The organism is Promicromonospora sp. NPDC023987 (assembly GCF_040639055.1).
In the GTDB taxonomy this organism is placed as follows: domain Bacteria; phylum Actinomycetota; class Actinomycetes; order Actinomycetales; family Cellulomonadaceae; genus Promicromonospora.
This window is the reverse complement of sequence record NZ_JBEZZF010000024.1, coordinates 13,081-37,974: the sequence shown is the minus strand read 5'-3', so window position 1 is coordinate 37,974 and position 24,894 is coordinate 13,081. Positions and strand designations below refer to the sequence as shown.

The window sequence follows — 24,894 nt, the reverse complement described above, 5'->3', positions numbered from 1 at the left end:
GGTAACACGTGAGGAATCAAAGACTGGTAGCGGCGATGAGCCAGGCCGGCCTGAGCCAGGTACGGCTCGCGGCCGCCGTCGGCGTGGATCCGAAGACCGTGGAGCGGTGGGTGGCCCAGGGCCGCACGCCGCACCCACGACATCGCGTGGCGGTGTCCGACGCCCTGGGCTGCGACGTCGCGGCGCTGTGGGGCGACGTCGACCGGGCCGAGGCGGCGGCCCAGGAGATCGTCGGCGTGTACCCGGCGCGGCGGGCCGTGCCGTCCGGGACCTGGCGGGCGTTCCTCGCGGGCGTGGAGCAGCGGTTCGAGCTGCACGCGTTCGCGGCGACGTTCCTGCCCGACCAGACTCTCGACCTGACCACGGAGATCGTCACGATGGCGGCGCGCGGGGTCCAGGTGCGGCTGCTGCTGGGCGACCCGGACGGCGCCGCAGTAGCCGTACGGACCCAGGAGGAGGGCGGCACGGGGCTCGCGGGGCGGATCGCGCTGGTGCTGGCCTACCTGGCGCCGGCGCTCGGCACCCCGGGCGTCGAGGTGCGGCTGCACGACCAGACCCTGTACGCGACGACCTTCCGGTTCGACGACGACCTGCTGGTCAACACCCACGTCTGGGGCTCACCCGCTGGGGCCAACCCGCTGCTGCACCTGAAGGACGGTCCGGAGGCGTCGATGGCGCCCGCCTACCAGGCGGGGTTCGAGCGGGTCTGGAACGCCGCGAAACCTCTGGAGGCATGGCCTCGGACGGAGGACTCGGGCAGGGTGGCGTGATGGCGCGGTTCGACTATTTCGACGATCCGGCCGCGCCGCCCGTGAACTCCGTGGTCCCGTCCGTCACGGTGGCGGTGCAGGACGACGTCGGACGGCTGCTGCTCATCCACCGGACCGACAACGACCTCTGGGCCCTGCCGGGCGGCGGCATCGACCCCGGCGAGACCGTGCGCGAGGCCGGCGTCCGGGAGACCGAGGAGGAGACCGGCTACCGCGTCCGGATCACCGGCCTCGTCGGGATCTACACCGATCCCCGGCACGTGATCGTCTACTCGGACGGCGAGGTCCGAGCCCAGTTCTCCATCTGCATGCGCGGCACGGTGACCGGGGGAGCGCCACGGACGTCGGGCGAGTCGAGCGAGGTCGCCTGGCAGCAGGCCGATCGACTCGGCGAGCTGGAGATCCACCCCTCGATGCGGCTGCGGATCGAGCATGCCCTGGACACGACGCGGACGCAGCCCTTCCTCACGTGAGCCGGCGCTCCAGGCGGCGCTCGATCCCGGTCACCGTGCGCCGGAGCCCCGGCTCCGCGCGGCGCATGCTGCGGGACACGAGGTGGCCGGGCGGGTAGCGGTCGTAGATGTGGTCGAACCGCTCGTCCACGGTGACGGCCTCGCCGCGCGCCGACGTGGTGATGTCGCAGTAGGTGAGCAGGTCCAGCAGCTCGCCCGACGGCGTGGGGAACTCGCGCCGCAGGGCCGTGTCCAGGCCCCGCTCCGCCGCCTCGACGGTCGCCGCCGTGTGATGCGCGACGAGGGCGGTCAGCGCCGCCGGGGCGCCGAGCGCACGAAGGTAGCGGGCACCGTCGAGCTGGTGCAGGCCCGTGTCTCGCGCCGCCACGGCATAGCCGATGTCGTGCAGGTAGGCGGCGGAGACGAGCAGCTCGGACCGGCCCAGCGCCCGCGCGACATGCTCGGCGCGCCGTCCGACGCCGATCGAGTGGGCGAGACGGTCAGCGCCGGGCTCGAAGTGCTCGGTCAGCAGTGCCTGTGCTCCCGCGGGGTCGAGCTCCCACGGGGTGGTTCCGTGCATCGGTTCACCGTAGGTCGCCGGGTCGTGCACGGCGCGGCGGGCGGTGCGGGACGTGGTGGGAGAAGGTGTGCTGGTCTGCATCCGTGCCCTCCGTCGTCAGAGCTCCGGTCGGCCGTTGACTATCCAGTCCCTGACCATGCTCAGAGCGCGGTGATGGCCGGCCAGCGCGTCGTCGCGCGTGGCGTGCAGCTCGGCGTACTGCTCGGTGCAGTCCAGCCGGTCGTCCTCCGCGAGCACGCCGTCCGGGTCCAGCCGCTCGACGAAGACCATGGTCTCGTAGATCAGCGGGGTGTGTCCTTGGTCGTCGTCGACCGGGGCCGCCGTATCGATCCCGGTCCAGACGGTGGACACGTGGTAGAACCCGATGTGGTCCCGCGCGACGTGGGCGCTGCCGGCTCCGAGCCGCAGGACCGACCACTGGTCCTGGGTGATCGGCTTCCCGTCGAGGTCGTAGTACATCCGCTGCGAGAGTCGCTCGAAGAAATCGGGTCCGAACACGGTCTGTTTCCTCCTCGTCGGTGCTGCCGGGAGTCGCCGGCCGAGGCCGCCGACCGAGGGCCAGCATCGCCCAGGACGTCGCGGCGCGCGCGGCGGAGCTGTGAGTTGCGTCGTTCCCCTCCGCGCGGGTCTGCTCGGGGTGCGAACCGGCCCGACGCCGACGGGCCGCGGCGCACCTCGACCGGTCCTGCGATCTGGCGGCGTTCCGGTCGATTCGGGCGCGCGGGAGGCGGTCGATGCCGGGAATATGGCTATATGCCTGATTACTCCGCTACGAATCACATCTCCGGACGCGCGGCGCACCCCAGGTTCGGGTGAGTATGAGGCAATGCTCAACCTGCGAAATCACCGGGCCCTGCTGTCTGCGGTCGGCGCGTTCGTCGTCGCCGGCGCCGGCGGCGGCATCGCCTGGTCCCAGGCCGAGCGCACCAGCGAGCCCGCTGACGTGCTGCTCGAGGCCGTGGAGCACAGCGAGTCGACGATGCGCGACTACATCGACGAGATCAGCGGCCGGTTCGACGAGATCGAAGCCACCTCCGACGCCGAGCGGCAGGAGGAGCTCGCCACCGCGCTCATGACCGACGTGCCCGACCTCGCCGAAGAGGCGCGCGACGGAGTCCTGACCGCCAAGGAGGACATCCGGGCGGTGGAGCTCGCCGACGGGAGCGAGCTGGACCAGGCGCGCGCCGCGTACGTGGCGCACATCGACGCCTGGATCGCGGAGTACGAGGACGCGATGGTCGCCCCCGCGGGCGTCGTCGAGATCGAGCCAACGGTGAACCGGACGTTCGACAAGGCGGTCGCAGCGTTCGACCGGACGCAGCTGGACGCCGACCAGGAGGAGCGCGTGGAGCAGCTCCTCGCCCAATGAGCCCAGCGGCCCGGCGCCCGTTACCGCCTGTACAACGTCGGCACCTACGATGTGCCGGTGCCTCGTGACTCATCCGCCGCCCTGCCCGCTGCCGTCCTGTTCGACATGGACGGCACCCTCGTCGACACCGAGCCCTACTGGATGCGCGCCGAGCGGGAGATCGTCGCGGCGCACGGAGCCACGTGGACCCACGAGGACGCGCTGAGCGCGGTCGGCCAGGCGCTCGTCACCACCGGTGGGATGCTGCGCGACGCCGGAGTCCCGCTCGAGCCCGCCGAGATCGTCACCTGGCTCGTGGCCCGGGTGAACGAGCAGCTGCGGGAAGCGGTGCCGTGGCGCCCCGGTGTGCTCGAGCTGATCGAAGACCTGCGCGCGGCGCAGGTGCCGTGCGCGATCGTCACGATGTCCTACCGCAGCCAGGCCCAGCTCGTGGCGGACGGCGCCCCCGCGGGCACCTTCGCCCACCTCGTCACCGGTGACGAGGTGACGAACGGCAAGCCCCACCCCGAGCCGTACCTGGCGGCCGCCGGCCTGTTCGGCGTGCGACCGGAGGACTGCGTGGCGATCGAGGACTCCAGCCCCGGCATCACGTCGGCGCTCGCCTCGGGCGCCCGCACGCTGGGCGTGCCCGCCGAGGTGCCGGTGCCGCAGCGTCCCGGCCTCAGCCGAGCGGCGTCGCTCAAGCAGATCGACCTCGAGGTGCTCGGGCGGATCGTGTCCGGCGAGGTCGTCGAGCTGCTCGGCTGAGCTTCCGGGCCGGACTGCCCGGCCTGCCCGGCCCGCCCCGGTGTGGCCCGCGCTGGTTTGCACCGCCCGCCGCGGTCTGGCCGTTCGGCAGGTGGGTTCAGACCGCGATAGCCAGGCGCAACGCCACGGCGCCCTCCGGGATCTCCGGGGGAGTTCCGCCGAACTCCGGGCACAGCGCCTGGTGCGCGCACCAGCCGCACAGCTTGGACCTGCGGGGCTTCCACTCCCCGGTCCGGGCCGCCTCCTCGATGCCCGACCAGATGGCGCGGATCTTCTGCTCCGTGTGCTCAAGGTGCTCGGTCGTCGGCTCGCCCCGCAGCACCTGGCCGTCGCCCAGGTACACGAGCTGCAGCATCTTGGGCAGCACTCCCCGCTCGCGCCACAGGACGAGCCCGTAGAACCGCATCTGGAACACCGCCGACGTCTCGTAGCCGGGGCGCGGCGACTTGCCGGTCTTGTAGTCGACCACCCGCACGTCGCCGGTCGGTGCGACGTCCAGCCTGTCCACGATGCCGCGCAGCAGCGGACCGCCGTCGAGCTGCGACTCCACCAGCAGCTCCCGCTCGGCCGGCTCCAGCCGGTTCGGGTTCTCCAGCGTGAAGTACGTACCGAGCAGCGAGCCCGCTCCCGCGAGCCAGCCGTCGCGGTCCTGCCCGTCCGGGCCGATCCCGTCGGTGAACAACGACGTGTACCGGTCGTCCGCCTCCAGCAGCCGGTCCCACTCGCCCGGCAGCAGGTCGTGCGCCGCGGCGAGCGTCCGCTCGCCCAGCGGGGCGTCGTACAACCGCTCCAGCACCGCGTGCACGAGCGTGCCGCGCGCGGCTGCGGCCGACGGCGGCTCCGGCAGCCGGTCCACCGTGCGGAACCGGAACAGCAGCGGGCACTGCATGAAGTCGTTCGCACGCGACGGCGACAGGGCCGGCGGCCGTGAGGGTGCGCGCACTGCCGATACGGCCGCGGCCGCCTCCGCCGGAACGCCCGGCACCGGCCCCTGGGATACCTCCGTCGTCGTCATGCCCCAACCCTAGGCGCGGCCACCGACAGTCCTCGGGAGTTGTCCACAGCGCGTCGTCCCGCCACGGCCGACCGGCCGGATAGGTTTGTCCAGTGACCACCTCGGAGCCCGCCTCCACACCCGCACCGCCCGCCCCGCAGCGCTCGAAGGGGTTCGTCATCGGCCGCGTGGCCGGCGCGCCCGTCGTCGTCACGCGGTCCTGGTTCCTCGCCGCCCTCGTCCTGACCATCCTGTTCGTGCCCAACGTGCAGGCGATAGCGCCGCAGCTCGGAGCAGGCGCCTACCTCGTCGCCTTCGCGTTCGTGCTGCTCCTGTTCGGCTCGGTGTTCCTGCACGAGGTGGCGCACGCGCTGGTCGCCAGGGCGCGCGGCCAGAACGTCACCGAGCTCGCCGTCACGCTCTGGGGCGGCCACACCGCGTATACCGGCGGCCTGGGACGGCCCCTCGACGGCTTCCTCGTCGCCGTCGTCGGGCCGCTGACGAACCTGGCGCTCGCGGCCGGGTTCTGGTTCGCCTACCAGGCCTCGCCTGTGCTGAACGTGCCGACGCTCCTGCTCTACGCCGGCGCGGTGTCCAACGCGTTCGTCGGCGCTTTCAACCTGCTCCCGGGTCTGCCGCTCGACGGAGGGCAGATCCTCGAGTCCCTCGTCTGGGCCGTGACGGGCAAGCGCACCACGGGCACCGTCGTGGCCGGCTGGGTCGGTCGCCTCGTCGCTGCCGGCGTCCTGCTGTGGGCACTGGTCGTGCCGTTCCTGCAGGGCACCACACCACGCCTCACCACCGTCCTGTGGTCGGCCCTGATCGGGGCTTTCCTCTGGGCGGGCGCTGGTGCCGCGATCACGAACGGGCTGCGCAGGGAGGCGGTTGCCGGGCTGTCCGCCGGAGCGCTGGCGGCGCCGGTGCTCCTGGTGCCGCTCGGGTCCACCGTCGCTGAGGCGCTGAGCGTCCGGACGTCCGCCGTGAGCGGGGCGTCATCGGCGTCGGCCTACCGCCTGGTCGTCGTGGGGCACGACCAGGTTCCCGTCGCAGTGCTCGACGACGCCGCCGTCGCCGCGGTCCCCCCTTCGACGCAGTCGGGAACCCCGGTCGACGCCGTCGCCGTGCCGTTCGTCGCCGGGTCGGCGGTCCACCCGGAGATGTCGGGCACGGACCTGCTGACGCATCTGGCCCAGCGGTCCGGTGGCGCAAGGCTCGTCCCTGTGGTCGACGCCGGACGGGTCACCGGCGTGCTCGACCTCGCCGACGTCGCGCGGGCAGTGCGCGCGGCCTGACCGGTGGTGGCGGGCCCGCACCGGCCGGCGCCGCCCCATGCCGCACGCGGGCAGGTGGCCCAGCGCATAAGATGGTCCGTCGTGACCACACCCACCGATACCACTACCGCCACCGGCGCCGAACTGCGCCGAGGCCCGTTCCGCGTGGGCGACAAGGTCCAGCTCACCGACCCCAAGGGTCGTCTGCACACCATCACGCTGCAGCCCGGCGGGACCTTCCACACGCACAGGGGCTACTTCAAGCACGAGCAGATCATCGGGCAGCCCGAGGGGTCCGTGGTGGTCAACACCGCGGACATCGAGTACCTGGCCCTGCGCCCGCTGCTGGCCGACTACGTCCTGTCGATGCCGCGCGGCGCGGCCGTCGTGTACCCGAAGGACGCCGCGCAGATCGTCGCCATGGCCGACATCTACCCGGGCGCCCGCGTGGTCGAGGCCGGCGTCGGCTCCGGCGCGCTGACGATGTCGCTGCTGCGCGCCGTCGGCGACGCGGGCCACGTGCACTCGATCGAGCGGCGCGAGGACTTCGCGGCCATCGCCCAGGGCAACGTCGAGACGTTCTTCGGCGCGCCGCACCCGGCGTGGCAGCTCTCCGTCGGTGACCTCTCCGACGTCCTGCCCCAGGTCGCGGAGCCGGGGGAGGTCGACCGCGTCGTGCTGGACATGCTCGCGCCCTGGGAGAACGTCGACGCCGTCGCCTCGGCGCTCGCCCCCGGCGGCGTCGTCGTCTGCTACGTGGCCACCACGACGCAACTTTCGCGCACAGCGGAAGATCTGCGTGCGGACGGCCGGTTCACCGAGCCGGCGGCCTTCGAGACGATGATCCGCGGGTGGCACCTCGAGGGGTTGGCCGTGCGTCCCGAGCACCGGATGATCGGCCACACGGGATTCCTCATCATCGCGCGCCGGATGGCCGACGGCGTGACCGCGCCCGAGCGGAAACGGCGTCCTGCCAAGGGTGCGTACCCCGCGACGCCCGAGGCGGAGTGGACTCCGGAGGAGCTCGGCGAGCGTGCCGTGTCGGACAAGAAGGTCCGTAAGGTGCGCCGTGACCTGGGCGTTGCGCCCGAGGATCCGAACACCCCGCCGGCGTGAACGGGCTGTAACGATCGCGTACCCCGCGCGTCTCAAACGGGTGTTCTTGCTCCCGGTGTGTCAGTGACTGTGCTTAGAGTGCTGTTCTCGGAGGCGTTTGCGTCATATGGTCGCCTCCCGGGCCCTACGAGAGGGGATGTCATGACCGAGAGCACGTCAGGATACAACCATCCCGAGCATGAGTCTTTGCCAAACCGCGACTACGAGCGCCAGATTGCCCTCCTCTCAGCCAAGAACGAGCGTCTGGCGGAGGCACTCCGTGCGGCGCGCGATCAGATCGTCGAGCTGAAAAAACAGCTCGACGAGCTTGCCAAGCCGCCGGGTACGTACGCCGTGTTCCTGGGGGCTCATGCCGACGGTTCGGTCGACATCTCGTCCGCCGGTCGCAAGATGCATGTGTCCGCGAGCCCCAACCTGGACGTCACCCGGCTCAGCCCGGGCCAGGAGGTCAAGCTCAACGAAGCCATGACCGTGGTCGGTGCGGGCGAGTACGAGCGCACGGGCGAGCTGGTGACCGTCAAGGAGATGCTCGGCGGTGACCGGGTGCTCGTCGTCGGCCGCGCCGACGAGGAGCGCGTCGTGCGCCTCGCCGGCTCGGTGATGGACGTGCCGCTCCGGGTGGGCGACTCGCTCACGATCGACACGCGCAGCGGCTTCGTGTTCGAGGTCGTGCCGAAGTCCGAGGTCGAGGAGCTGGTCCTCGAAGAGGTCCCGGACATCGAGTACGAGGACATCGGTGGCCTGGGCCCGCAGATCGAGGCGATCCGGGACGCCGTCGAGCTGCCCTTCGCACATCCCGACCTGTTCCGCGAGCACGGGCTGCGTCCGCCCAAGGGCGTCCTCCTGTACGGCCCTCCCGGCTGCGGCAAGACGCTCATCGCCAAGGCGGTGGCCCACTCCCTCGCGGGGATGGTGGCGCGTGCCAACGGGGGCAACCCCGAGGTGAAGAGCTTCTTCCTCAACGTCAAGGGCCCGGAGCTGCTCAACAAGTACGTCGGCGAGACCGAGCGGCACATCCGGCTGATCTTCTCCCGCGCTCGGGAGAAGGCCAGCCAGGGGATGCCCGTCGTCGTCTTCTTCGACGAGATGGAGTCGCTGTTCCGCACCCGCGGTACCGGACTCTCCTCGGACGTGGAGACCACCATCGTGCCCCAGCTCCTCGCGGAGATCGACGGCGTGGAGCGGCTCGACAACGTCATCGTCATCGGTGCGTCGAACCGTGAGGACATGATCGACCCGGCCATCCTGCGCCCGGGCCGCCTCGACGTGAAGATCAAGATCGAGCGGCCCGACGCCGAGGGCGCCAAGGAGGTCTTCGGCAAGTACCTCACTAAGGAGCTGCCGATCCATGCCGAGGACCTGGCGGAGTACGACGGCAACATCGCCTCGGCCCTCGACGGCATGATCACCTCGGTCGTGGCGCGCATGTACTCGGAGGACGAGGAGAACCAGTTCCTCGAGGTCACCTACGCGTCCGGGGACAAGGAGGTCCTGTTCTTCAAGGACTTCAACTCCGGTGCCATGATCCAGAACGTGGTGGACCGCGCCAAGAAGAACGCGATCAAGGACTTCCTGTCCACGGGGCAGAAGGGCATCCGCGTGGAGCACCTCCTGACCGCGTGCGTCGACGAGTTCAAGGAGAACGAGGACCTCCCGAACACGACGAACCCCGACGACTGGGCGCGCATCAGCGGCAAGAAGGGCGAGCGCATCGTCTTCATCCGCACCATCGTCCAGAAGAAGGGCGAGGGCGCCACGCCACGCACCATCGACACCGTCCAGAACACCGGTCAGTACCTCTGACAACGATCGGGGCAGGGTCCGCGTCCGTCCGCCGACGGGCGCGGGCCCTGCCCGACCAACGGGACTACTCCGGCATAGGGTGGTGGACGTGAGCGTTCGTCGTGTGATGGGTATCGAGACCGAGTACGGGGTACTGCAGCCAGGTCGTCCCCTGGCCAACCCCATGCTGCTCTCCAGCCAGGTGGTGACGACCTACCGAGCGATCTCCACGCGTACCGAAGGTACGGGTGGCAAGGCCCGCTGGGACTATGACGACGAGGACCCGCTGCAGGACGCGCGCGGGTTCCACCTCGACCGCGCCTCGGCGCAGCCGTCGATGCTGACCGACGACCCGGCGCTGCCCGCGCCGTCGGGCCCCGTCACCGGGCAGGTGCCCGTGGTGGAGCCGGGCCTGCCCGGCAGGGGCCGACGCCGGACCGGGTCGACCCAGGAGGTCGAGCGGCCGCCCGCCGAGGAGTACGACGACCCGAGCGCCGCGAACGTGATCCTCACGAACGGTGCCCGGCTGTACGTGGACCACGCCCATCCCGAGTACTCCTCGCCCGAGGTGATGACTCCGGAGGACATCGTGCGCTGGGACGTCGCCGGCGAGCGGGTCATGCTCGCGGCGCTGCGGGAGCTGGCGAGCTTCCCCGGCAGCGAGGTCGTGCTCTACAAGAACAACGTGGACGGCAAGGGTGCCAGCTACGGAACGCACGAGAACTACCTCGTGGACCGGTCGCTGCCCTTCACCACGCTCGCCGAGCTCATCACGCCGTTCCTCGTCACCCGTCAGGTCTTCACGGGCTCCGGCCGCGTCGGCCTGGGCGCGACGAGCGGCACCGCCGGCTACCAGATCTCGCAGCGCGCCGACTACATCGAGGCGGAGATCGGCCTGGAGACGACGCTGCGCCGGCCCATCGTGAACACCCGAGACGAGCCGCACGCCGACCGCCAGCGGTGGCGCCGCCTGCACCTCATCATCGGCGACGCCAACCTGATGGAGGTGCCGACCTACCTCAAGACGGGCACGACCTCGCTGGTCCTGTGGGTGCTGGAGCACCTCGACGAGCTGGCGGAGGCGGGCGTGGACGCCCGCGCAGAGCTCGGTGCGCTGCGCCTGGCCAGCCCCGTGAGCGACGTGCAGAAGGTGTCGCGCGATCTCGGGCTGACCGCACCGCTCGACCTGGCCGACGGCCGGACGATGACGGCGCTGCAGGTCCAGGGCGAGGTCGCCGACGTCGTGCGGCGGTCCCTGAAGGTGCTCGGCACCGACGCCGAGTCGGACGCCGTGCTGGACCGCTGGTCGTCGGTCGTGGAGCGGCTCGGTGCGGATCCGGCGAGCTGCGCGCGGGAGGTGGAGTGGATCGCCAAGATGCGTCTGCTCGACCGACTGCGCTCGCGGGACGACCTGGAGTGGGGCCACCCGCGGCTGCACGCCATGGACCTGCAGTGGTCCGACGTGCGCCCCGAGCGCGGCATCTACCACCGGCTGCTCGCCAAGGGCGCGGTGGACCGCATCGTCGACGAGGAGAGCGTGGCCCGGGCGGTGCAGCACCCGCCGACGGACACCCGCGCCTACTTCCGGGGTGAGGTGATGGCTCGCTACGGGGACCAGATCTCGGCGGCGAGCTGGGACTCCGTCATCTTCGATGTCGACGGGTCCCAGGCCCTGCAGCGCGTACCGATGCTCGACCCGACCCGCGGTACGCGCCGCCACATCGGCGCCCTGCTCGACGCCAGCCCCGACGCCGCGACCCTGCTCGCGGGACTCTCCGGAAGAAGGTGACCGTCAATGTCAGTGTCACCGCCTAGGGTCAATGTCTAAGGTCAGGGCCTAGGCTGCGAGACCAGCACTACGTCAGAGAATCACCAGGAGGCGATCATGGCCGGTCAGGAACAAATCAACCCGTCACACGAGGACCGCACTCCCGACGACGACGCGGAGGCTCCGGCCCCCGCCGCTGCGGCGGCACAGAAGGACGACGACGAGGTCGACGCTCTGCTCGAGGAGATCGACGGGGTCCTGGAGACCAACGCCGAGTCGTTCGTTCGTGGATTCGTCCAGAAGGGTGGGCAGTGACCTGAGCGCAGACCGCACCACAGGACGACTCCCGGACGCCTTCTTGCGTCCGGGATCGTCGTCCTTCGTGGACTTCCTGACCGAGCACGCCCCCGACCGGCTGCCCGGGAACCGGGTCATGCCTGCCGGCGTGACCGACCCGGCGACCCTGTCCCCGCACGCCACCACGATCGTGGCGCTCACCTTCGACGGTGGCGTCCTGCTGGCGGGTGACCGCCGGGCGACCGCCGGTCCCATGATCGCCAGCCGCAGCATCGAGAAGGTGTTCCCGGCGGACGAGTACTCGGCCGTCGGCATCGCAGGCTCGGCCGGCATCGGGCTGGAGCTGGTGCGGCTCTTCCAGCTCGAGCTCGAGCACTACGAGAAGATCGAGGGCTCGCTCCTCTCGCTCACGGGCAAGGCGAACCGCCTGGCCACGATGCTGCGTGGCAACCTGCCCATGGCGATGCAGGGGCTGGCGGTGGTGCCGCTGTTCGCGGGCTACGACCTGGCCAAGGGCACTGGCCGGATCTTCAGCTACGACGCCACCGGCGGCCGGTACGAGGAGCACGAGCACCACGGCGTGGGCTCCGGCTCGATCTTCGCGCGCGGCGCACTGAAGAAGCTCTGGCGTCGTGGGATGGACGCGGAGGCAGCGGTCCACGTCGCGGTGGAGGCGCTGTACGACGCCGCGGACGACGACTCCGCGACGGGCGGGCCCGACACGGTCCGGGGGATCTTCCCGGTGGTGGCCACGGTGTCCGAGGACGGTTATCAGCGCGTCGAGGACGCGGAGATCTCCCGTGTCGCGGAGCAGATCGTGGCGCAGCGCCGAGAGAGGGGGCACCTCGCATGAACATGCCGTTCTATGTCTCGCCAGAGCAGCTGATGAAGGACCGTGCGGACTTCGCCCGCAAGGGCATCGCGCGCGGCCGCTCCGTGGTGGTGCTCGCCTACGACGGCGGCATCGCGTTCGCCACCGAGAACCCCTCGCGCGCGCTGCACAAGATCTCGGAGATCTACGACCGCATCGCCTTCGCGGCCGTCGGCAAGTACAACGAGTTCGAGAACCTGCGCGTGGCCGGTGTGCGGTACGCCGACATGCGCGGCTTCTCCTACGACCGGTCGGACGTGACGGCGCGTGGCCTGGCGAACGCGTACGCGCAGACGCTCGGCACCGTGTTCATCACCGAGTCCAAGCCGCTCGAGGTGGAGATCGTCGTCGCAGAGGTGGGCGCCGACTCCGTGGACGACCAGATCTACCGGCTCACCTATGACGGCACCGTTGCGGACGAGCACGGCTTCGTCGTCATGGGTGGTCAGGCCGAGCAGCTCGGCCGGCGCGTCAAGGAGGGGTGGCGCGAGAACATGTCGCTCGGGGAGGCGCTGCGGCTCGCCGTGGCGGCGCTCGGCTCGGGCGAGGGATCGGCGTCGCGCACCATCGAGGCGGCCCAGCTCGAGGTGGCGGTGCTGGAACGGGACCGGCCACGACGGTCGTTCCGACGCCTTGCCCGCCCGGTCCTGGCCGAGCTCCTCGCCGATGGTGCGGAGCCGCCCGCAGGAGCGGCGGAAGCGACGAAGCCCGACGTGCCGCCGACGCCCGAGGCGGAGGGCAGTACCCAGGCCAGGGCCGAGCCGATGCCCGCACCTGAAGCACCGACCGACCAGGCCGACACGACCACGACCGAGGAGTCCCCGACCGGACCGGCCGCGACCGAGGAGAAGCCCGAGGAGAAGCCCGGCGACGAGCCGGACACCCCCAGCACGTCCGGCACCGACCACTAGCAGCAGGTTCCGCGAACAGGGAGGGGAAGTCCATGGACCGCAGGATCTTCGGCCTGGAGACCGAGTACGGCGTGACGTGCGCGGCCGACGACGGGCGTGGTCTGTCTGCTGACGAGGTCGCCCGCTACCTGTTCCGGAAAGTGGTGGCGTGGGGCCGTTCCTCGAACGTGTTCCTGAGGAACGGCTCCCGCCTCTACCTCGACGTGGGTTCGCACCCGGAGTACGCGACGGCGGAGTGCGACGACGTACGCCAGCTCGTGTCGTACGACCGGGGCGGGGAGCGCATCCTGGAAGGGCTCGTGGCGGACGCGCAGCAGCGCCTCGAGCACGAGGACCTCCCTGGTCGCATCCACCTGTTCAAGAACAACACGGACTCGGCGGGCAACTCCTACGGGTGCCACGAGAACTACCTGGTGCGGCGGTCGGGCGACTTCTCGCGGCTGTCCGACGTGCTCGTGCCGTTTTTGATCACCCGCCAGATCCTGGTCGGGGCCGGCAAGGTGCTGTCGACGCCCCGCGGTGCGGTGTACTGCCTCTCGCAGCGCGCCGACCACATCTGGGAGGCCGTCTCCAGCGCCACCACGCGGTCGCGGCCCATCATCAACACGCGCGACGAACCACACGCCGACGCCGAGCTGTACCGCCGGCTGCACGTCATCGTCGGCGACTCGTCGATGGCGGAGCCGACCACCATGCTCAAGGTGGGCAGCACGGACCTGGTGCTGCGCCTCGTCGAGGCCGGAGTGCCGATGCGGGACCTCACGCTCGAGAACCCGATCCGTGCCATCCGCGAGATAAGCCACGACCGCTCCGGCAAGCACGCCGTGACGCTGGCCAACGGCCGGACCATGACGGCCATCGAGATCCAGTCGGAGTACTACGAGCGGGCTCGTGAGCTGGTCGAGGCGAACCTCGAGGTCACGCCGGTGGTCAAGCAGGTGCTCGACCTGTGGGAGCGCGGGCTGCGTGCCCTGGAGGCGGAGGACCTCTCGCTCGTGGACCGCGAGCTGGACTGGGCCATCAAGCTCCGGCTCATCCGGCGGTACCAGGAGAAGCACGGTATGGGGCTCGACGACCCGCGCGTCGCGCGGCTCGACCTCGCCTACCACGACATCTCCCGCACGGAGGGCCTGTACAACCTGCTCGCGGCACGCGGCATGGTCGAGCGGGTCACGACGGACCTGGAGGTCTTCGAGTCCACGGCGCTGCCGCCGCAGACCACCCGGGCCAAGCTGCGCGGCGACTTCGTGCGCGCGGCGCAGGAGGCGCGCCGGGACTACACGGTGGACTGGGTGCACCTCAAGCTGAACGACCAGGCGCAGCGCACGGTGCTGTGCAAGGACCCGTTCAAGAGCGTGGACGACCGCGTGGAGCGCCTCATCGAGAGCATGTAGGTCCTGGTCGGTGCCCCGGGATCGCCCACAGGTCGATTCCGGGGCACACCCACGTCATGGGAGAATCTGCTGGTGAGTTCCTGGGTACGGGTCGTCGTCGGTGCGCTGGCAGCAGCGACGGTGACGGCGACAGTTGCGTGTGCGCCGGCGTCGTTGCCGGTGGACGTCGGCCCGGCACCGACGTCGTCGGCGTCGCAGGCTCCGCTGCAGGTCGACGGAACGAGCGGCGCTCCGCCGACGCTCGACTACCAGAAGCCGTTCGACGTGGTGCGCACGGGATCCGAGACGGTCTGGCCGGGCACGGGCGACGTGCTGGAGCGCGACGACCCGGTGCTGCTGAACCTCTACGCGCAGGACGGCCGCGACGGCACCGAGCTGCAGAACACGTTCCGCACGGCGCCCGCCGCCTACACGATGACCGAGGAGTCCCTCGGCAACAACCTCTTCGAGGCGCTCGAGGGCGTGCGCGTCGGTGCGCGGATCTCGCTCGTCGAGGAGGACGACGGCGTCCCGGTGCTGCTTGTCGTCGACGTGCTGCCCGCCCGCGCGTCCGGCGTCGAGGGCGGGGCCCCGGCCAAGAGCCTGCCGCAGGTGCGGCTCGACGATCTCGGCGTCCCGGAGGTGCGGATCCCGCGCGGCGTCGAGCCGCCGACGGAACTCGTCGTGCATCCGCTGATCCGTGGGTCGGGGCAGCAGGTGCGAGCGGGACAGATCGTCACCGCCGAGTTCACGGCGGTCCGCTGGAGCGACGGGAGCGTCGTCGACACCACCTGGACGGAGGACACCCCGCCGCAGTCCGCGGAGATCGGGATCGGCAGGCTGGTCGAGGGCTGGGACCAGGGACTGCTGGAACAGACCGTCGGCTCCCAGGTGTTGCTGGTGGTGCCACCGCAGGACGGCCACGCCAACACCACGAGCCGGCTCGCCGGCGAGACGCTGGTGTACGTGGTGGACATCCTCGACGCGCACAAGGTCGATCCGCACGAACCTGATCCGCCCAAGGTGGGTACCGAGCAAGAAACCACGAAGAAGGAGGGCTGATGTCCGTCGCGATCCGCGTGATCCCGTGCCTCGACGTCGACGCGGGTCGAGTGGTCAAGGGTGTCAACTTCGCCGACCTGCGCGACGCCGGGGACCCGGTGGAGCTCGCTGACCGGTACGACGCCGAGGGTGCCGACGAGCTCACGTTCCTGGACGTGTCCGCGTCGTCGGGCGACCGCGAGACCATGGTCGACGTTGTGCGCCGCACCGCGGAGCAGGTGTTCGTGCCGCTCACCGTGGGTGGTGGTGTGCGCTCGACCGACGACGTCGACCGGCTGCTGCGGGCGGGCGCCGACAAGGTGGGCGTGAACACGGCAGCCATCGCGCGCCCCGAGCTGATCGCCGAGATCGCCCAGCGGTTCGGCTCGCAGGTGCTGACGCTGAGCGTCGACGCGCGCCGGGTCACGGGCGACGTCACCACGCCGTCGGGCTACGAGGTCACCACGCACGGCGGACGCCGCGGCACGGGGATCGACGCGGTGGAGTGGGCGGCGAAGGCCGCGGACCTCGGCGCGGGCGAGATCCTGCTCAACTCGATGGACGCCGACGGCACCACCGCAGGGTTCGACCTGGAGATGCTCCGCGCGGTGCGGGACCGGGTGCACGTGCCGCTCGTCGCGTCCGGCGGGGCAGGCACGCCCGAGCACTTCGTGGAGGCGGCCAAGGCAGGGGCGGACGCCGTCCTCGCGGCGTCGGTGTTCCACTTCGGCGCGCTGACGGTGGGCCAGGTCAAGGACGCGATGCGCGCGGCGGGCGTGGACGTGCGCTGAGCCGGTTCCGACCTTGACCTCAACCTTGGTCAAGGTCATAACGTCGACGTCGCCCTGGGCGTAAAACAGTCGAATCGATTCCCGGGACATGAGAAAATCGGTTCATCCCATGAAGCGAGGTCTCGCCGTGCCCTCTGCCGCCCGTCAGACGACCGTCCCCGACAGCGGGCCACCGCCCGTACCGGGGCACCCCGATCGGCCGATGGCCCTGACCGGCCCCCGCTGGCGCCGCTCACTGACCCTGATGTGGCGCGGCATGCGCGGGCACCCGCGCACCTACGTGCTGGCCGTCGGCATGTCCGGCGCGTTCGGCGCGCTGACCGTCGGCGTGAGCCGCGCCGTCGGCTGGGCCACCGACGAGGTCGTGATCCCCGCGCTCGAGGGCGACCCCGCCGGGCGGGAACGCATCTGGCTCGCGGGCGTCGTCCTCGCGGCCGTGGCGCTGCTCCTCGCGCTCAGCGTGGCTGGACGCCGCATCTGGGCGGGCTTCGGGTTCGTCGACAACCAGGCCGACCACCGGACCCGGCTCACCCGCCAGTACCTGCGCCTGCCCGTCTCCTGGCACCGGTCGCACCCGGCGGGCCAGCTGCTCAACCACGCCACCTCCGACACCGAGGCGGCCACGCACGTGTTCAACCCGCTGCCGTTCGCGCTCGGCGTCGTGGTGATGATCGTGGTCGCCGTCTGGATGCTCGTCTCGATCGACCCGTGGCTCGCGCTCGCCGCGCTCGTGATCCTCCCGCTGACCATCGCGGCCAACGCCGTCTACCAGCGGCACATGTCACCGGCCGTGACCCGCGCCCAGCAGCTGCGCGGTGACGTCGCCGACGTCGCCCACGAGTCCTTCGAGGCCGCGCTGCTGGTCAAGGCCCTGGGCACCGAGACCCGCGAGGAGAGCCGGTTCGCCGGGCGCACCGACGCCCTGCGCGCCGCGAACGTCCGTGTCGGAACCGTCCGGGCCGTGTTCGACCCCGTGATCCAGATGCTCCCGAGCATCGGGACCCTGGTGGTGCTCGGGGTCGGCGCCTGGCGCGCCAGCAGCGGCGCCGTGCAGACGGGCGACGTCGTCAGCGCCGCCTACCTCCTGATCATGATGACGGTCCCGGTCATGTCGTTCGGCTGGGTGCTCGGCGAGCTGCCGCGCGCGCTCGTCGGCTACGAGCGCATCGCCGGCGCGATCGACGCGGCCGGCGCGCTCCGGTACGGCACCGGGCCGCTGCCCCGCGACGCGCAGGGGCTCGCGGTGCACCTGGACGGCGTGGGCGTCGACGTCACCATCGACGGGGTGGTCCCCGTACCCGACCCGCAGGGCGGAGAACGCTTCGACCGCGAGATCACCCTGCTCGACGGTGTGGACCTCACCGTGGAGCCCGGGAGCACCGTCGCCGTCGTCGGCACGACCGGCGCGGGCAAGTCCACCCTGGTGGGCCTGCTGTGCCGGCTCTCCGACCCCACCCGCGGACGCGTCCTGCTCGACGGCATCGACGCGCGCACCCTGGCGGACGGGGAGATTCCCGCCCAGGTCGCGCTCGTCGCCCAGGCCACGTTCATCTTCGAGGACACGGTGCGGTCCAACGTCACGCTCGCTGACGCGGGCGAGCCCGGCTCCCCGTCGGACGACGATGTGTGGACCGCCCTGCGGATGGCCCGCCTCGAGGACACCGTGCGCGACCTGCCGGACGGGCTCGACGCCCCGCTCGGCGAGCGCGGCGCAAACCTGTCCGGCGGGCAGCGGCAGCGCCTCGCGATAGCCCGCGCCCTGGTGCGCCGCCCGCGGCTGCTGATCCTCGACGACGCGACGAGCGCCGTGGACCCGCGCGTGGAGCAGGAGATCCTGCACGGCCTGCGCAACCAGACGGACGGCGCGGACGGCGCGGGCACCACTGTCGTCATGGTCGCCTACCGCATGAGCTCCGTGGCGCTCGCCGACCAGGTGGTGCACGTGGCGAACGGCCGTGTGGTCGACGTCGGCACGCACGAGGAGCTCATGGCCCGCGACCCGGGCTACCGGGACCTGGCTATGGCCTACCAGGACGAGGCGGACCGCCGGACGCGGGAGCGCGCCGACGAGGCCTGCGTGGAAGGCGTCGCGCCCGACGACCTGACCGACGAGCTCGAAGAGGTGTCCCGATGACCACGGCGACGGACGAGACCACCCAGGACCTGCCCGAGGACCTGCTCGACGCCAACGGTGCGCGCATCGAGTCCACCAGCGACCTCGGTGTGCTCGCCACGCTGCGCCGCGGCCTCCAGATCTCCCCGGAGATCACCGACGGGCTCTGGGGCACGCTCGCCCTGGCGGCGCTCGCCGCCGCCGGCCGCGTCGTGGTGCCGCTGACGGTGCAGCAGACCATCGACGTCGGCATCCTCGCCACTGGCGGTCCCGACACCGGCAGGGTCGTGCTCCTGACGGCTCTGGCGGTCGGCGCGCTGGTGCTGGCCGGGCTCTGCGCCGCGATGGTGAACGTGCGGCTGTTCCGGTCGACCGAGGCGGGTCTGGCGACGCTGCGCGTGCGGGCCTTTCGCCACGTGCACGACCTCACCACGCTGACGCAGAACACCGAGCGCCGCGGAGCCCTGGTCTCGCGGGTGACCAGCGACGTGGACACGGTGTCCATGTTCGTGCAGTGGGGCGGCATCATGCTGCTGATCAACACCCTGCAGGTGATCGTGGCGACCGTGCTCATGGCGCTCTACTCGTGGCAGCTGACGCTCGTGGTCTGGGTCTGCTTCGTGCCCATGTTCGTGGCGATCCGGTACGGGCAGCGGCACGTGAACAAGGCGTACACGGCGGTGCGCGAGCGCACGGGCGCGATGCTCGGTGCCATCTCGGAGTCCGTCGTGGGGGCCGAGACGGTGCGGGCGTACGGCGTGGCCGGCCGCACGGGGCGCAGGGTCGGCGCGGCGGTCGAGGGGACCAGGTCCGCGCAGCAGCGCGCGCAGATCATGGTGGCGGCGGTGTTCTCCTCCGGTGTGTTCGTGGCCAACCTTGTGCTGGCGGTCGTAGTGGTCGTCGGGGCGTACCTCGGCATCGGTGGTGGCCTGTCCGTCGGTCAGCTCGTCGCCTTCCTCTTCCTGGTCCAGCTGTTCACGGGTCCGGTCCAGATGGCCACCGAGATCCTCAACGAGATGCAGAACGCGGTGGCCGGGTGGCGGCGCGTGATCGCGGTGCTCGACACGCCGGTACAGGTGGCGGAGCGGCCCGGCGCGGTCACGCTCCCGCGCGGCCCGGCCAGGGTGACGCTGCGCGACGTGCGGTTCGCCTACCCGGGCGGGCCCGAGGTGCTGCACGGCGTGGACCTGGACCTGCCCCCGCGCACCAAGGTGGCAGTGGTCGGGCAGACCGGCTCCGGCAAGACGACGGTCGCCAAGCTGGTCACGCGCCTCATGGACCCGACGGGCGGCGTGGTGGAGCTCGACGGTACCGACCTGCGCGACCTGTCGTTCGCCTCCCTGCGCGAGCGGGTGGTGATGGTGCCGCAGGAGGGGTTCCTGTTCGACGGGACGGTCCTGGAGAACGCGGCCTACGGCCTGCGGGACTCCACCCCGGGCAGCTCCGTCGACACGTCGTCGGCCGCGACCCGCGCTGCGGTGGCGGACGCGTTCGCCCAGCTCGGCCTGACCGACTGGGTGGCGGGCCTGCCGGACGCGCTGGACACCGCCGTCGGCCAGCGCGGCGAGGCGCTCAGCGCGGGGGAGCGGCAGCTGGTCGCGATCGCGCGGGCCTTCCTGGCCGCCCCTGACCTGCTGGTGCTGGACGAGGCGACCTCCGCCGTCGACCCGGCCGCGGAGGTGCGGATCGCCAGGGCGCTCGACTCGCTGACCGCGGGCCGGTCCACGATAACGATCGCGCACCGGCTCTCCACCGCGGAGGCGTCCGACCTGGTGGTCGTGGTCGACGACGGGCACGTGGTCGAGGTGGGCGGCCACGAGGAGCTCGCCGCGGCGGGAGGCGTGTACAGCCGCATGCACGAGAGCTGGATGGCACAGACACGTTAGGGGGCTGGTGGGCTGGTGGGTCGGTGGTCCGGTGGGCCCACCGGCCGCCCCGAACCGCAGGTTAAGTGTCCGTCGGGTGCCGAGCCGCAACCTGCGCGTCGATCGGGCCCCTCCGGGACGCACAACCTTCTGCTCGACCGGGTGGCCGACTCGTAGGTTGCGGTTCGGCGCCGGTGGCCCGGGCAAGTGGACACGTAACCTGCGGTTCGGTGCTCGGTCGACCCGACCGGAGTGTGCGTAGGTTGCGGTTCGGCAATCGATGGCGGTGTCCGGCGTCCGGCGTCCGGCGACGTTCGACGTTCGACAGCCCGGTCGGACGGCGTTGCGTGACGGTCGACGTCGGGTGGCAGACGGCGGCTGGGAACTGCTTGTGCCGCAGGGCGGTACCTGTCAACAGCGCCAGAACCGTTCGAGCGCGACCACAACCATGCTCGGACCGGGTCTGTGCACAGGCGGGTCGCTTGCGGCCCCCGCGAGCCGATCCGGTGGCGTTGTCTGGTGGCGTGGGACGAAAGAACGAGCTACCCAAAGACCTGGCGATCATCGCAGAGGCTCAGGCGGGCCTGATCACGACGGCACAGTGTCGCGACATCGGTGTGTCACCGACGCGCGTCGCCCGCCTGCTCGAGTCCGGGGTCTGGAAACGAGTCACGCGTGGCGTGTACGACACCGACTCGACACCAGTCCGGTCCCGGCACCCCGATCGCCGTCGCCGTCGGGCCGCCTTCGCCGCAAAGCTCGCACTCGGCCCGGAGTCGGTGGTCGTCGGCGCGTGTGCACTCGCGCTCCACGGTGTCTGGGGCCTCCCGATCGCGCTCGAACCGCAGGCGGCCCTTCCCGGCGGGCGCCGCGCATACTCGCGCGACGGCATCCACGCTCGGATGTTCGACGGCGGGATGGCCGTCACCGAGGTCGACGGGATCCAGGTGGCCACGGTGGACTGGGCGCTCACTCAAGCTGTGCCTGAGATGGACCGGTTACATGCGGTTGCTGTCATGGACAACGCACTGAACAGGGGACTGATCACCCGGGACGAGCTGGACGAAGTCCATGACAGAGCTCGCGGACGACGGGGGATCGCCATCCGACACGGGTACTTCGTCGAGACGGACGGGAGGGCGGAGTCGCCGAACGAGTCGCGAGCACGGCTCGACTGCACCGACCACGGCGTGCCACCGGATGTGCTGCAGGTGCCTGTACGTGACCTGTCCGGGGTCATGCGCCGGGGTGATCTGGGATGGGTCCTCAAGGACGGGCGGATCCTGATCGCAGAGGTCGACAGCGACGAACATCACGACCTGGACCAGCTGACCGCGGATGCCGAGCGCCACAACGACCTCACAGCGGTCTCGGCAGTCGTGCTGCATTTCCGGAAGAAAGCCGTCTATACACCGGGCGCCGTTTCGAGCGTGGTCCGCGCAACCGTTGACCGGTACAACGACGGGCTCCCGTGATCGGCGTCGCATGGCTGGTTGACGATGTCCGGCTGCCGGACATCGGGTAGTCGTTCGGTACCGGGTCGTTCCGCATCGGTCGTTGCCGGACGCCCTGTGCCTTTCGGGCGCGGCGTCGTCGTCCGAGAAGGTGGTCTGGACGCCGACCTTGCGGTTCGGCATGGTCTGGCGGTTCTGTGTCCGCCTCGCTCGGATCAGGTTGAGTCGCAGGGTGCCGAACCGCAACATGCGTGGGGTGCCGGGCGCCGAACCGCAACATGCGTGCGGTGCCGGGCGCCGAACCGCAACCTTCCCGTCTCAGACCGGATCTGTTCGCGCCGAACCGAAGCTGATCCGTCGATCCTGGTGTCGAATCGAAATCTGAACGTCTTGGGAAGGCCGGATTGACGCACAACCTTCGGTTCGGCGCGGACCGGGCGTGCAACCTTCGGTTCGGTTCGGCGCGGACCGGGTCACAGGGACAGGGACGCGGCAGCCCGGTCCAGTTCCGGCAAGGACACGCGCCGGCGGCGGACATCACACCTCCGTCGGCCCGCGACGTGGCAGGATTCTCAGGTGCCCGAAGTTCTCGACCCCACGATCTCTGCCCGACTCAAGCGGGACGACGCCGGCCTGGTGGCCGCCGTCGTGCAGCAGCACGACACGGGCGAGGTGCTCATGGTCGGCTGGATGGACGACGAGGCCCTGCGCCGCACCCTCACCGAGGGGCGCGTGACCTTCTGGTCGCGAAGCCGCGAGGAGTACTGGCGCAAGGGCGACACGTCGGGCCACGCCCAGTACGTCAAGGCAGTCAGCATCGACTGCGACGGCGACGCCCTGCTGGTCCAGGTGGACCAGGTGGGCGCTGCGTGCCACACCGGCACCCGCACGTGCTTCGACGCCGGGGGTGACCTGGGCGCGGTCGTCGGCGAGCGCGCCGGGCAGACCCTCGGCGAGCTCGCCGAGCAGAACGTCGCAGAACGCAACCAGCGAGACGAGGAGTACCGGTGACCCAGCTCGACACCCAGCTCGATCCCCACGAGGCCCGCACGGCGACCGCACCCGCCGACCTGCCCTGGGGTCGGACCTGGCCGAGCCTCGGGGAGTTCCGGGAGATGGCGACGGACCGCCGCGTGGTCCCGGTGGTTCGTCCTCTCCTCGCCGACGACGCCACGCCCGTCGGCCTCTACCGGACCCTCGCGCAGAGCAGACCCGGCAGCTTCATCCTGGAGTCGGCGGAGTCCGACGGCGTCTGGGCGCGCTGGTCGTTCGTCGGCGTCACGTCCCGCGCGACCCTGACCAGCGACAAGGGTCGGGCCGTCTGGACCGGCGACGTGCCGGTGGGCATCCCGACCGACGGCGACGTCGTCGAGGTGCTGGAGGCGGCCCTGACCGCGCTGCGCACGCCCGGCGTGGCCAACCTTCCGCCTCTCACCGGTGGCCTCGCCGGGGTGCTGGGCTGGGACATCGTGCGGCACTGGGAGCCCACGCTCCCGTCGACCGCCCCAGACGAGGTCGGCGCGCCTGAGCTGGCGCTGTGCCTCGCCACCGACCTCGCCGTGGTGGACCACCGGGAGGGGACCGTGTGGCTGGTCGCCAACGCGATCAACGCCGACGCCACCGACGAGCGCGTCGACGAGGCGTACGCGGACGCCGTCGCCCGGCTCGACGCCATGGAGGCGCAGCTCGCCGCCGGCGGGGCGCGCGTCACGTCCGTGGTCGTCGACGGTCCGGAGCCGCAGCTCGAGTTCCGGTCCACCCGGGAGGAGTTCGAGGACGCGGTGCTCGCGGGCAAGGAGGCGATCCGCGACGGCGAGGTGTTCCAGGTGGTGCTGTCCCAGCGCCTGGACCTCGACTGCCCGGCGGACCCGCTGGACGTCTACCGCGCGCTGCGCACGGTGAACCCGAGCCCGTACATGTACTACTTCCACCTGACCAAGCCCGACGGCGCTGAGTTCGCCGTGGTGGGCTCCAGCCCGGAGACCCTGGTGAAGGTGGACGACGGCCACGTCACCACCTATCCGATCGCCGGGTCCCGTCCGCGTGGTGCGCAGCCGGAGGAGGACGCGGAGCTGGGCGAGGAGCTCCTGGCCGACCCCAAGGAGCGGGCCGAGCACATCATGCTCGTCGACCTGTCCCGCAACGACATGGTGAAGGTTTGCGAGCCCACCAGCGTCGAGGTGGTCGAGTTCATGAAGGTGCGCCGGTTCAGCCACATCATGCACATGTGCTCGACGGTGGTGGGCCGGCTCCGTGCCGGCCGCAGCGCTCTGGACGCGCTGCGGGCGACCTTCCCGGCCGGCACCCTGTCGGGCGCCCCCAAGCCGCGCGCGATCGCCCTGATCGACGAGCTCGAGCCTGCCTCCCGCGGCATCTACGGCGGGGTGTGCGGCTACTTCGACTTCGGCGGAAACATGGACATGGCCATCGCCATCCGTACCGCGTACATCGCGGACGGCCGCGCCAGCGTGCAGGCGGGCGGTGGCATCGTCGCGGACTCGGTGCCCGCCCTGGAGTACGCGGAATCGCGCAACAAGGCGGCCGCGGCGGTCCGGGCCATCCAGCTCGCGTCCCGGCTGACGCCGCTGCGACCGGCCGGGAGCGGCAAGTGACCCGCACCCGCACCGTCCTCGCGCTGCTCGTCCTCGGCGCGCTCACGTTCGGCACCGGCTCACCCACCTGGGTGACCACCACGGTGGCCACGGCGCTGGAGTCCGAGGTGGCGGTCACGGCGGCGGGTACCTCGGCCGCGCCGGGCGTGGGCGCCGGGGCGCTCGTGCTCCTCGCCGCCGGTATCGCGTGCGCGCTCACCGGGCGCGTGGCCCGGTACGTCGCCCTCGTGGTCGCGGCGGCCGCCGGGGTGCTGGTGGTGGCGAGCACGCTCGCCGTCGTCGGCGACCCGACGCCTGCCGCCACCGCAGCCGCTTCCGCGACGAACGGTGTCACGGAGCTCACCTCGCCCGTCACCCTGACCCTCTGGCCGTGGGCCGCGCTCGCCACGGGCGTGCTCGCCGTCGTCGTGGCGGTCTGGGGTGCCGTGGCGGCCCGCGGCTGGGGGGCGACGTCCGGTCGGCACGAGCGCGCGGACGCGGCAGCGGCCGACGGCGCTCCCGCCGTCGGCTCACCCGCGGGCACCACGGCCGCCACAACCGGCGCAACTGCCACAACCGGCACGCCCGGCACGCCCGGCACGCCCGGCACGCCCGACGACGGCCCCGCCCCCTGGCCGGACGACGAGATCGATCCCCAGGACGCCTGGGACGCACTGTCCCGCGGCGACGACCCCACGGGCCGCTGACCTGACCCGGAGCGGTTAGGCTGAGCGCGTA

Annotated in this window: 22 protein-coding genes and 1 pseudogene; 20 read left to right on the top strand and 3 right to left on the bottom strand. The window is 71.4% G+C overall.

What is annotated here, in order from left to right; genetic code table 11:
- Positions 1-35: 35 nt before the first annotated feature.
- Both AB0F40_RS13045 and AB0F40_RS13040 read left to right on the top strand, forming a co-directional pair.
- Positions 36-770: an XRE family transcriptional regulator gene (locus AB0F40_RS13045; RefSeq protein WP_357467636.1), complete on the top strand. Its 735-nt coding sequence runs from the start codon at positions 36-38 to the stop codon at positions 768-770.
- Complete coding sequence (locus AB0F40_RS13040) at positions 770-1,243, top strand: NUDIX domain-containing protein (RefSeq protein ID WP_357467633.1); 474 nt, start codon at positions 770-772, stop codon at positions 1,241-1,243. The genes AB0F40_RS13045 and AB0F40_RS13040 overlap by 1 nt, the downstream gene beginning before the upstream one ends.
- Here AB0F40_RS13040 and AB0F40_RS13035 read toward each other — a convergent pair.
- Both AB0F40_RS13035 and AB0F40_RS13030 read right to left on the bottom strand, forming a co-directional pair.
- Positions 1,236-1,883 (bottom strand): HD domain-containing protein, encoded by a 648-nt coding sequence (locus AB0F40_RS13035; RefSeq protein ID WP_357467630.1) that lies wholly within the window; start codon positions 1,881-1,883, stop codon positions 1,236-1,238. The two genes, AB0F40_RS13040 and AB0F40_RS13035, sit on opposite strands and share 8 nt — an antisense overlap.
- A gap of 15 nt (positions 1,884-1,898) precedes the next feature.
- The gene (locus AB0F40_RS13030; RefSeq protein WP_357467628.1) at positions 1,899-2,300 is read right to left on the bottom strand and encodes a hypothetical protein; all 402 of its coding nucleotides are present in this window, start codon (positions 2,298-2,300) and stop codon (positions 1,899-1,901) included.
- 328 nt (positions 2,301-2,628) lie between these two features.
- On the opposite strand from AB0F40_RS13030, the gene AB0F40_RS13025 reads away from it, so the two are divergent.
- Positions 2,629-3,171: a hypothetical protein gene (locus tag AB0F40_RS13025; RefSeq protein ID WP_357467624.1), complete on the top strand. Its 543-nt coding sequence runs from the start codon at positions 2,629-2,631 to the stop codon at positions 3,169-3,171.
- A gap of 57 nt (positions 3,172-3,228) precedes the next feature.
- Complete coding sequence (locus tag AB0F40_RS13020) at positions 3,229-3,918, top strand: HAD family phosphatase (RefSeq protein WP_357467622.1); 690 nt, start codon at positions 3,229-3,231, stop codon at positions 3,916-3,918.
- Positions 3,919-4,015: 97 nt separating this feature from the next.
- Here AB0F40_RS13020 and AB0F40_RS13015 read toward each other — a convergent pair whose 3' ends face one another.
- On the bottom strand, positions 4,016-4,933 hold the full coding sequence (locus tag AB0F40_RS13015; protein WP_357467620.1) for a RecB family exonuclease: 918 nt from the start codon (positions 4,931-4,933) through the stop codon (positions 4,016-4,018).
- A 92-nt stretch (positions 4,934-5,025) separates the two neighbouring features.
- Between AB0F40_RS13015 and AB0F40_RS13010 the strand changes: the two genes are divergently transcribed.
- From AB0F40_RS13010 to AB0F40_RS12935, 16 genes and pseudogenes are all read left to right on the top strand, one after another.
- The gene (locus AB0F40_RS13010) at positions 5,026-6,204 is read left to right on the top strand and encodes a site-2 protease family protein (RefSeq protein WP_357467617.1); all 1,179 of its coding nucleotides are present in this window, start codon (positions 5,026-5,028) and stop codon (positions 6,202-6,204) included.
- Between the two features lie 81 nt (positions 6,205-6,285).
- Positions 6,286-7,299, top strand: a complete 1,014-nt coding sequence (locus tag AB0F40_RS13005) for a tRNA (adenine-N1)-methyltransferase (protein ID WP_357467615.1) — start codon at positions 6,286-6,288, stop codon at positions 7,297-7,299.
- Positions 7,300-7,440: 141 nt separating this feature from the next.
- Positions 7,441-9,102, top strand: coding sequence for a proteasome ATPase (gene arc, locus AB0F40_RS13000; protein ID WP_357467612.1), 1,662 nt, complete (start codon positions 7,441-7,443; stop codon positions 9,100-9,102).
- A gap of 106 nt (positions 9,103-9,208) precedes the next feature.
- Complete coding sequence (gene dop / locus AB0F40_RS12995) at positions 9,209-10,870, top strand: depupylase/deamidase Dop (protein ID WP_357467730.1); 1,662 nt, start codon at positions 9,209-9,211, stop codon at positions 10,868-10,870.
- Positions 10,871-10,966: 96 nt separating this feature from the next.
- A complete protein-coding gene (locus AB0F40_RS12990; protein ID WP_253877287.1) occupies positions 10,967-11,164 on the top strand; it encodes a ubiquitin-like protein Pup in 198 nt (65 codons plus the stop codon).
- A gap of 1 nt (position 11,165) precedes the next feature.
- A complete protein-coding gene (gene prcB / locus AB0F40_RS12985) occupies positions 11,166-11,999 on the top strand; it encodes a proteasome subunit beta (protein WP_357467727.1) in 834 nt (277 codons plus the stop codon).
- Positions 11,996-12,682 (top strand): annotated as a pseudogene (gene prcA / locus AB0F40_RS12980) (proteasome subunit alpha); the annotation flags it as partial. The gene prcB and the pseudogene prcA, both read left to right, overlap by 4 nt.
- Positions 12,683-12,960: 278 nt before the next feature.
- The gene (pafA, locus tag AB0F40_RS12975; RefSeq protein WP_357467609.1) at positions 12,961-14,322 is read left to right on the top strand and encodes a Pup--protein ligase; all 1,362 of its coding nucleotides are present in this window, start codon (positions 12,961-12,963) and stop codon (positions 14,320-14,322) included.
- Positions 14,323-14,394: 72 nt separating this feature from the next.
- Positions 14,395-15,363, top strand: a complete 969-nt coding sequence (locus AB0F40_RS12970) for an FKBP-type peptidyl-prolyl cis-trans isomerase (protein WP_357467608.1) — start codon at positions 14,395-14,397, stop codon at positions 15,361-15,363.
- Positions 15,363-16,133: an imidazole glycerol phosphate synthase subunit HisF gene (gene hisF, locus AB0F40_RS12965; RefSeq protein ID WP_357467605.1), complete on the top strand. Its 771-nt coding sequence runs from the start codon at positions 15,363-15,365 to the stop codon at positions 16,131-16,133. The genes AB0F40_RS12970 and hisF overlap by 1 nt, the downstream gene beginning before the upstream one ends.
- Positions 16,134-16,335: 202 nt before the next feature.
- Positions 16,336-18,267: an ABC transporter ATP-binding protein gene (locus AB0F40_RS12960; protein ID WP_357467601.1), complete on the top strand. Its 1,932-nt coding sequence runs from the start codon at positions 16,336-16,338 to the stop codon at positions 18,265-18,267.
- The gene (locus tag AB0F40_RS12955; RefSeq protein WP_357467598.1) at positions 18,264-20,132 is read left to right on the top strand and encodes an ABC transporter ATP-binding protein; all 1,869 of its coding nucleotides are present in this window, start codon (positions 18,264-18,266) and stop codon (positions 20,130-20,132) included. Before AB0F40_RS12960 ends, AB0F40_RS12955 begins: the two co-directional genes overlap by 4 nt.
- Positions 20,133-20,635: 503 nt before the next feature.
- Positions 20,636-21,586 (top strand): type IV toxin-antitoxin system AbiEi family antitoxin domain-containing protein, encoded by a 951-nt coding sequence (locus AB0F40_RS12950; RefSeq protein WP_357467596.1) that lies wholly within the window; start codon positions 20,636-20,638, stop codon positions 21,584-21,586.
- Between the two features lie 555 nt (positions 21,587-22,141).
- Entirely contained in the window at positions 22,142-22,576 is a 435-nt protein-coding gene (gene hisI, locus AB0F40_RS12945; protein WP_357467593.1) for a phosphoribosyl-AMP cyclohydrolase, read from the top strand.
- Positions 22,573-24,177 carry an anthranilate synthase component I gene (locus tag AB0F40_RS12940; protein ID WP_357467591.1) on the top strand — a complete coding sequence of 535 codons (1,605 nt, stop codon included), beginning with the start codon at positions 22,573-22,575 and terminating at the stop codon, positions 24,175-24,177. The genes hisI and AB0F40_RS12940 overlap by 4 nt, the downstream gene beginning before the upstream one ends.
- On the top strand, positions 24,174-24,863 hold the full coding sequence (locus tag AB0F40_RS12935) for a Trp biosynthesis-associated membrane protein (protein WP_357467589.1): 690 nt from the start codon (positions 24,174-24,176) through the stop codon (positions 24,861-24,863). The genes AB0F40_RS12940 and AB0F40_RS12935 overlap by 4 nt, the downstream gene beginning before the upstream one ends.
- The last annotated feature ends 31 nt before the right edge of the window (positions 24,864-24,894 follow it).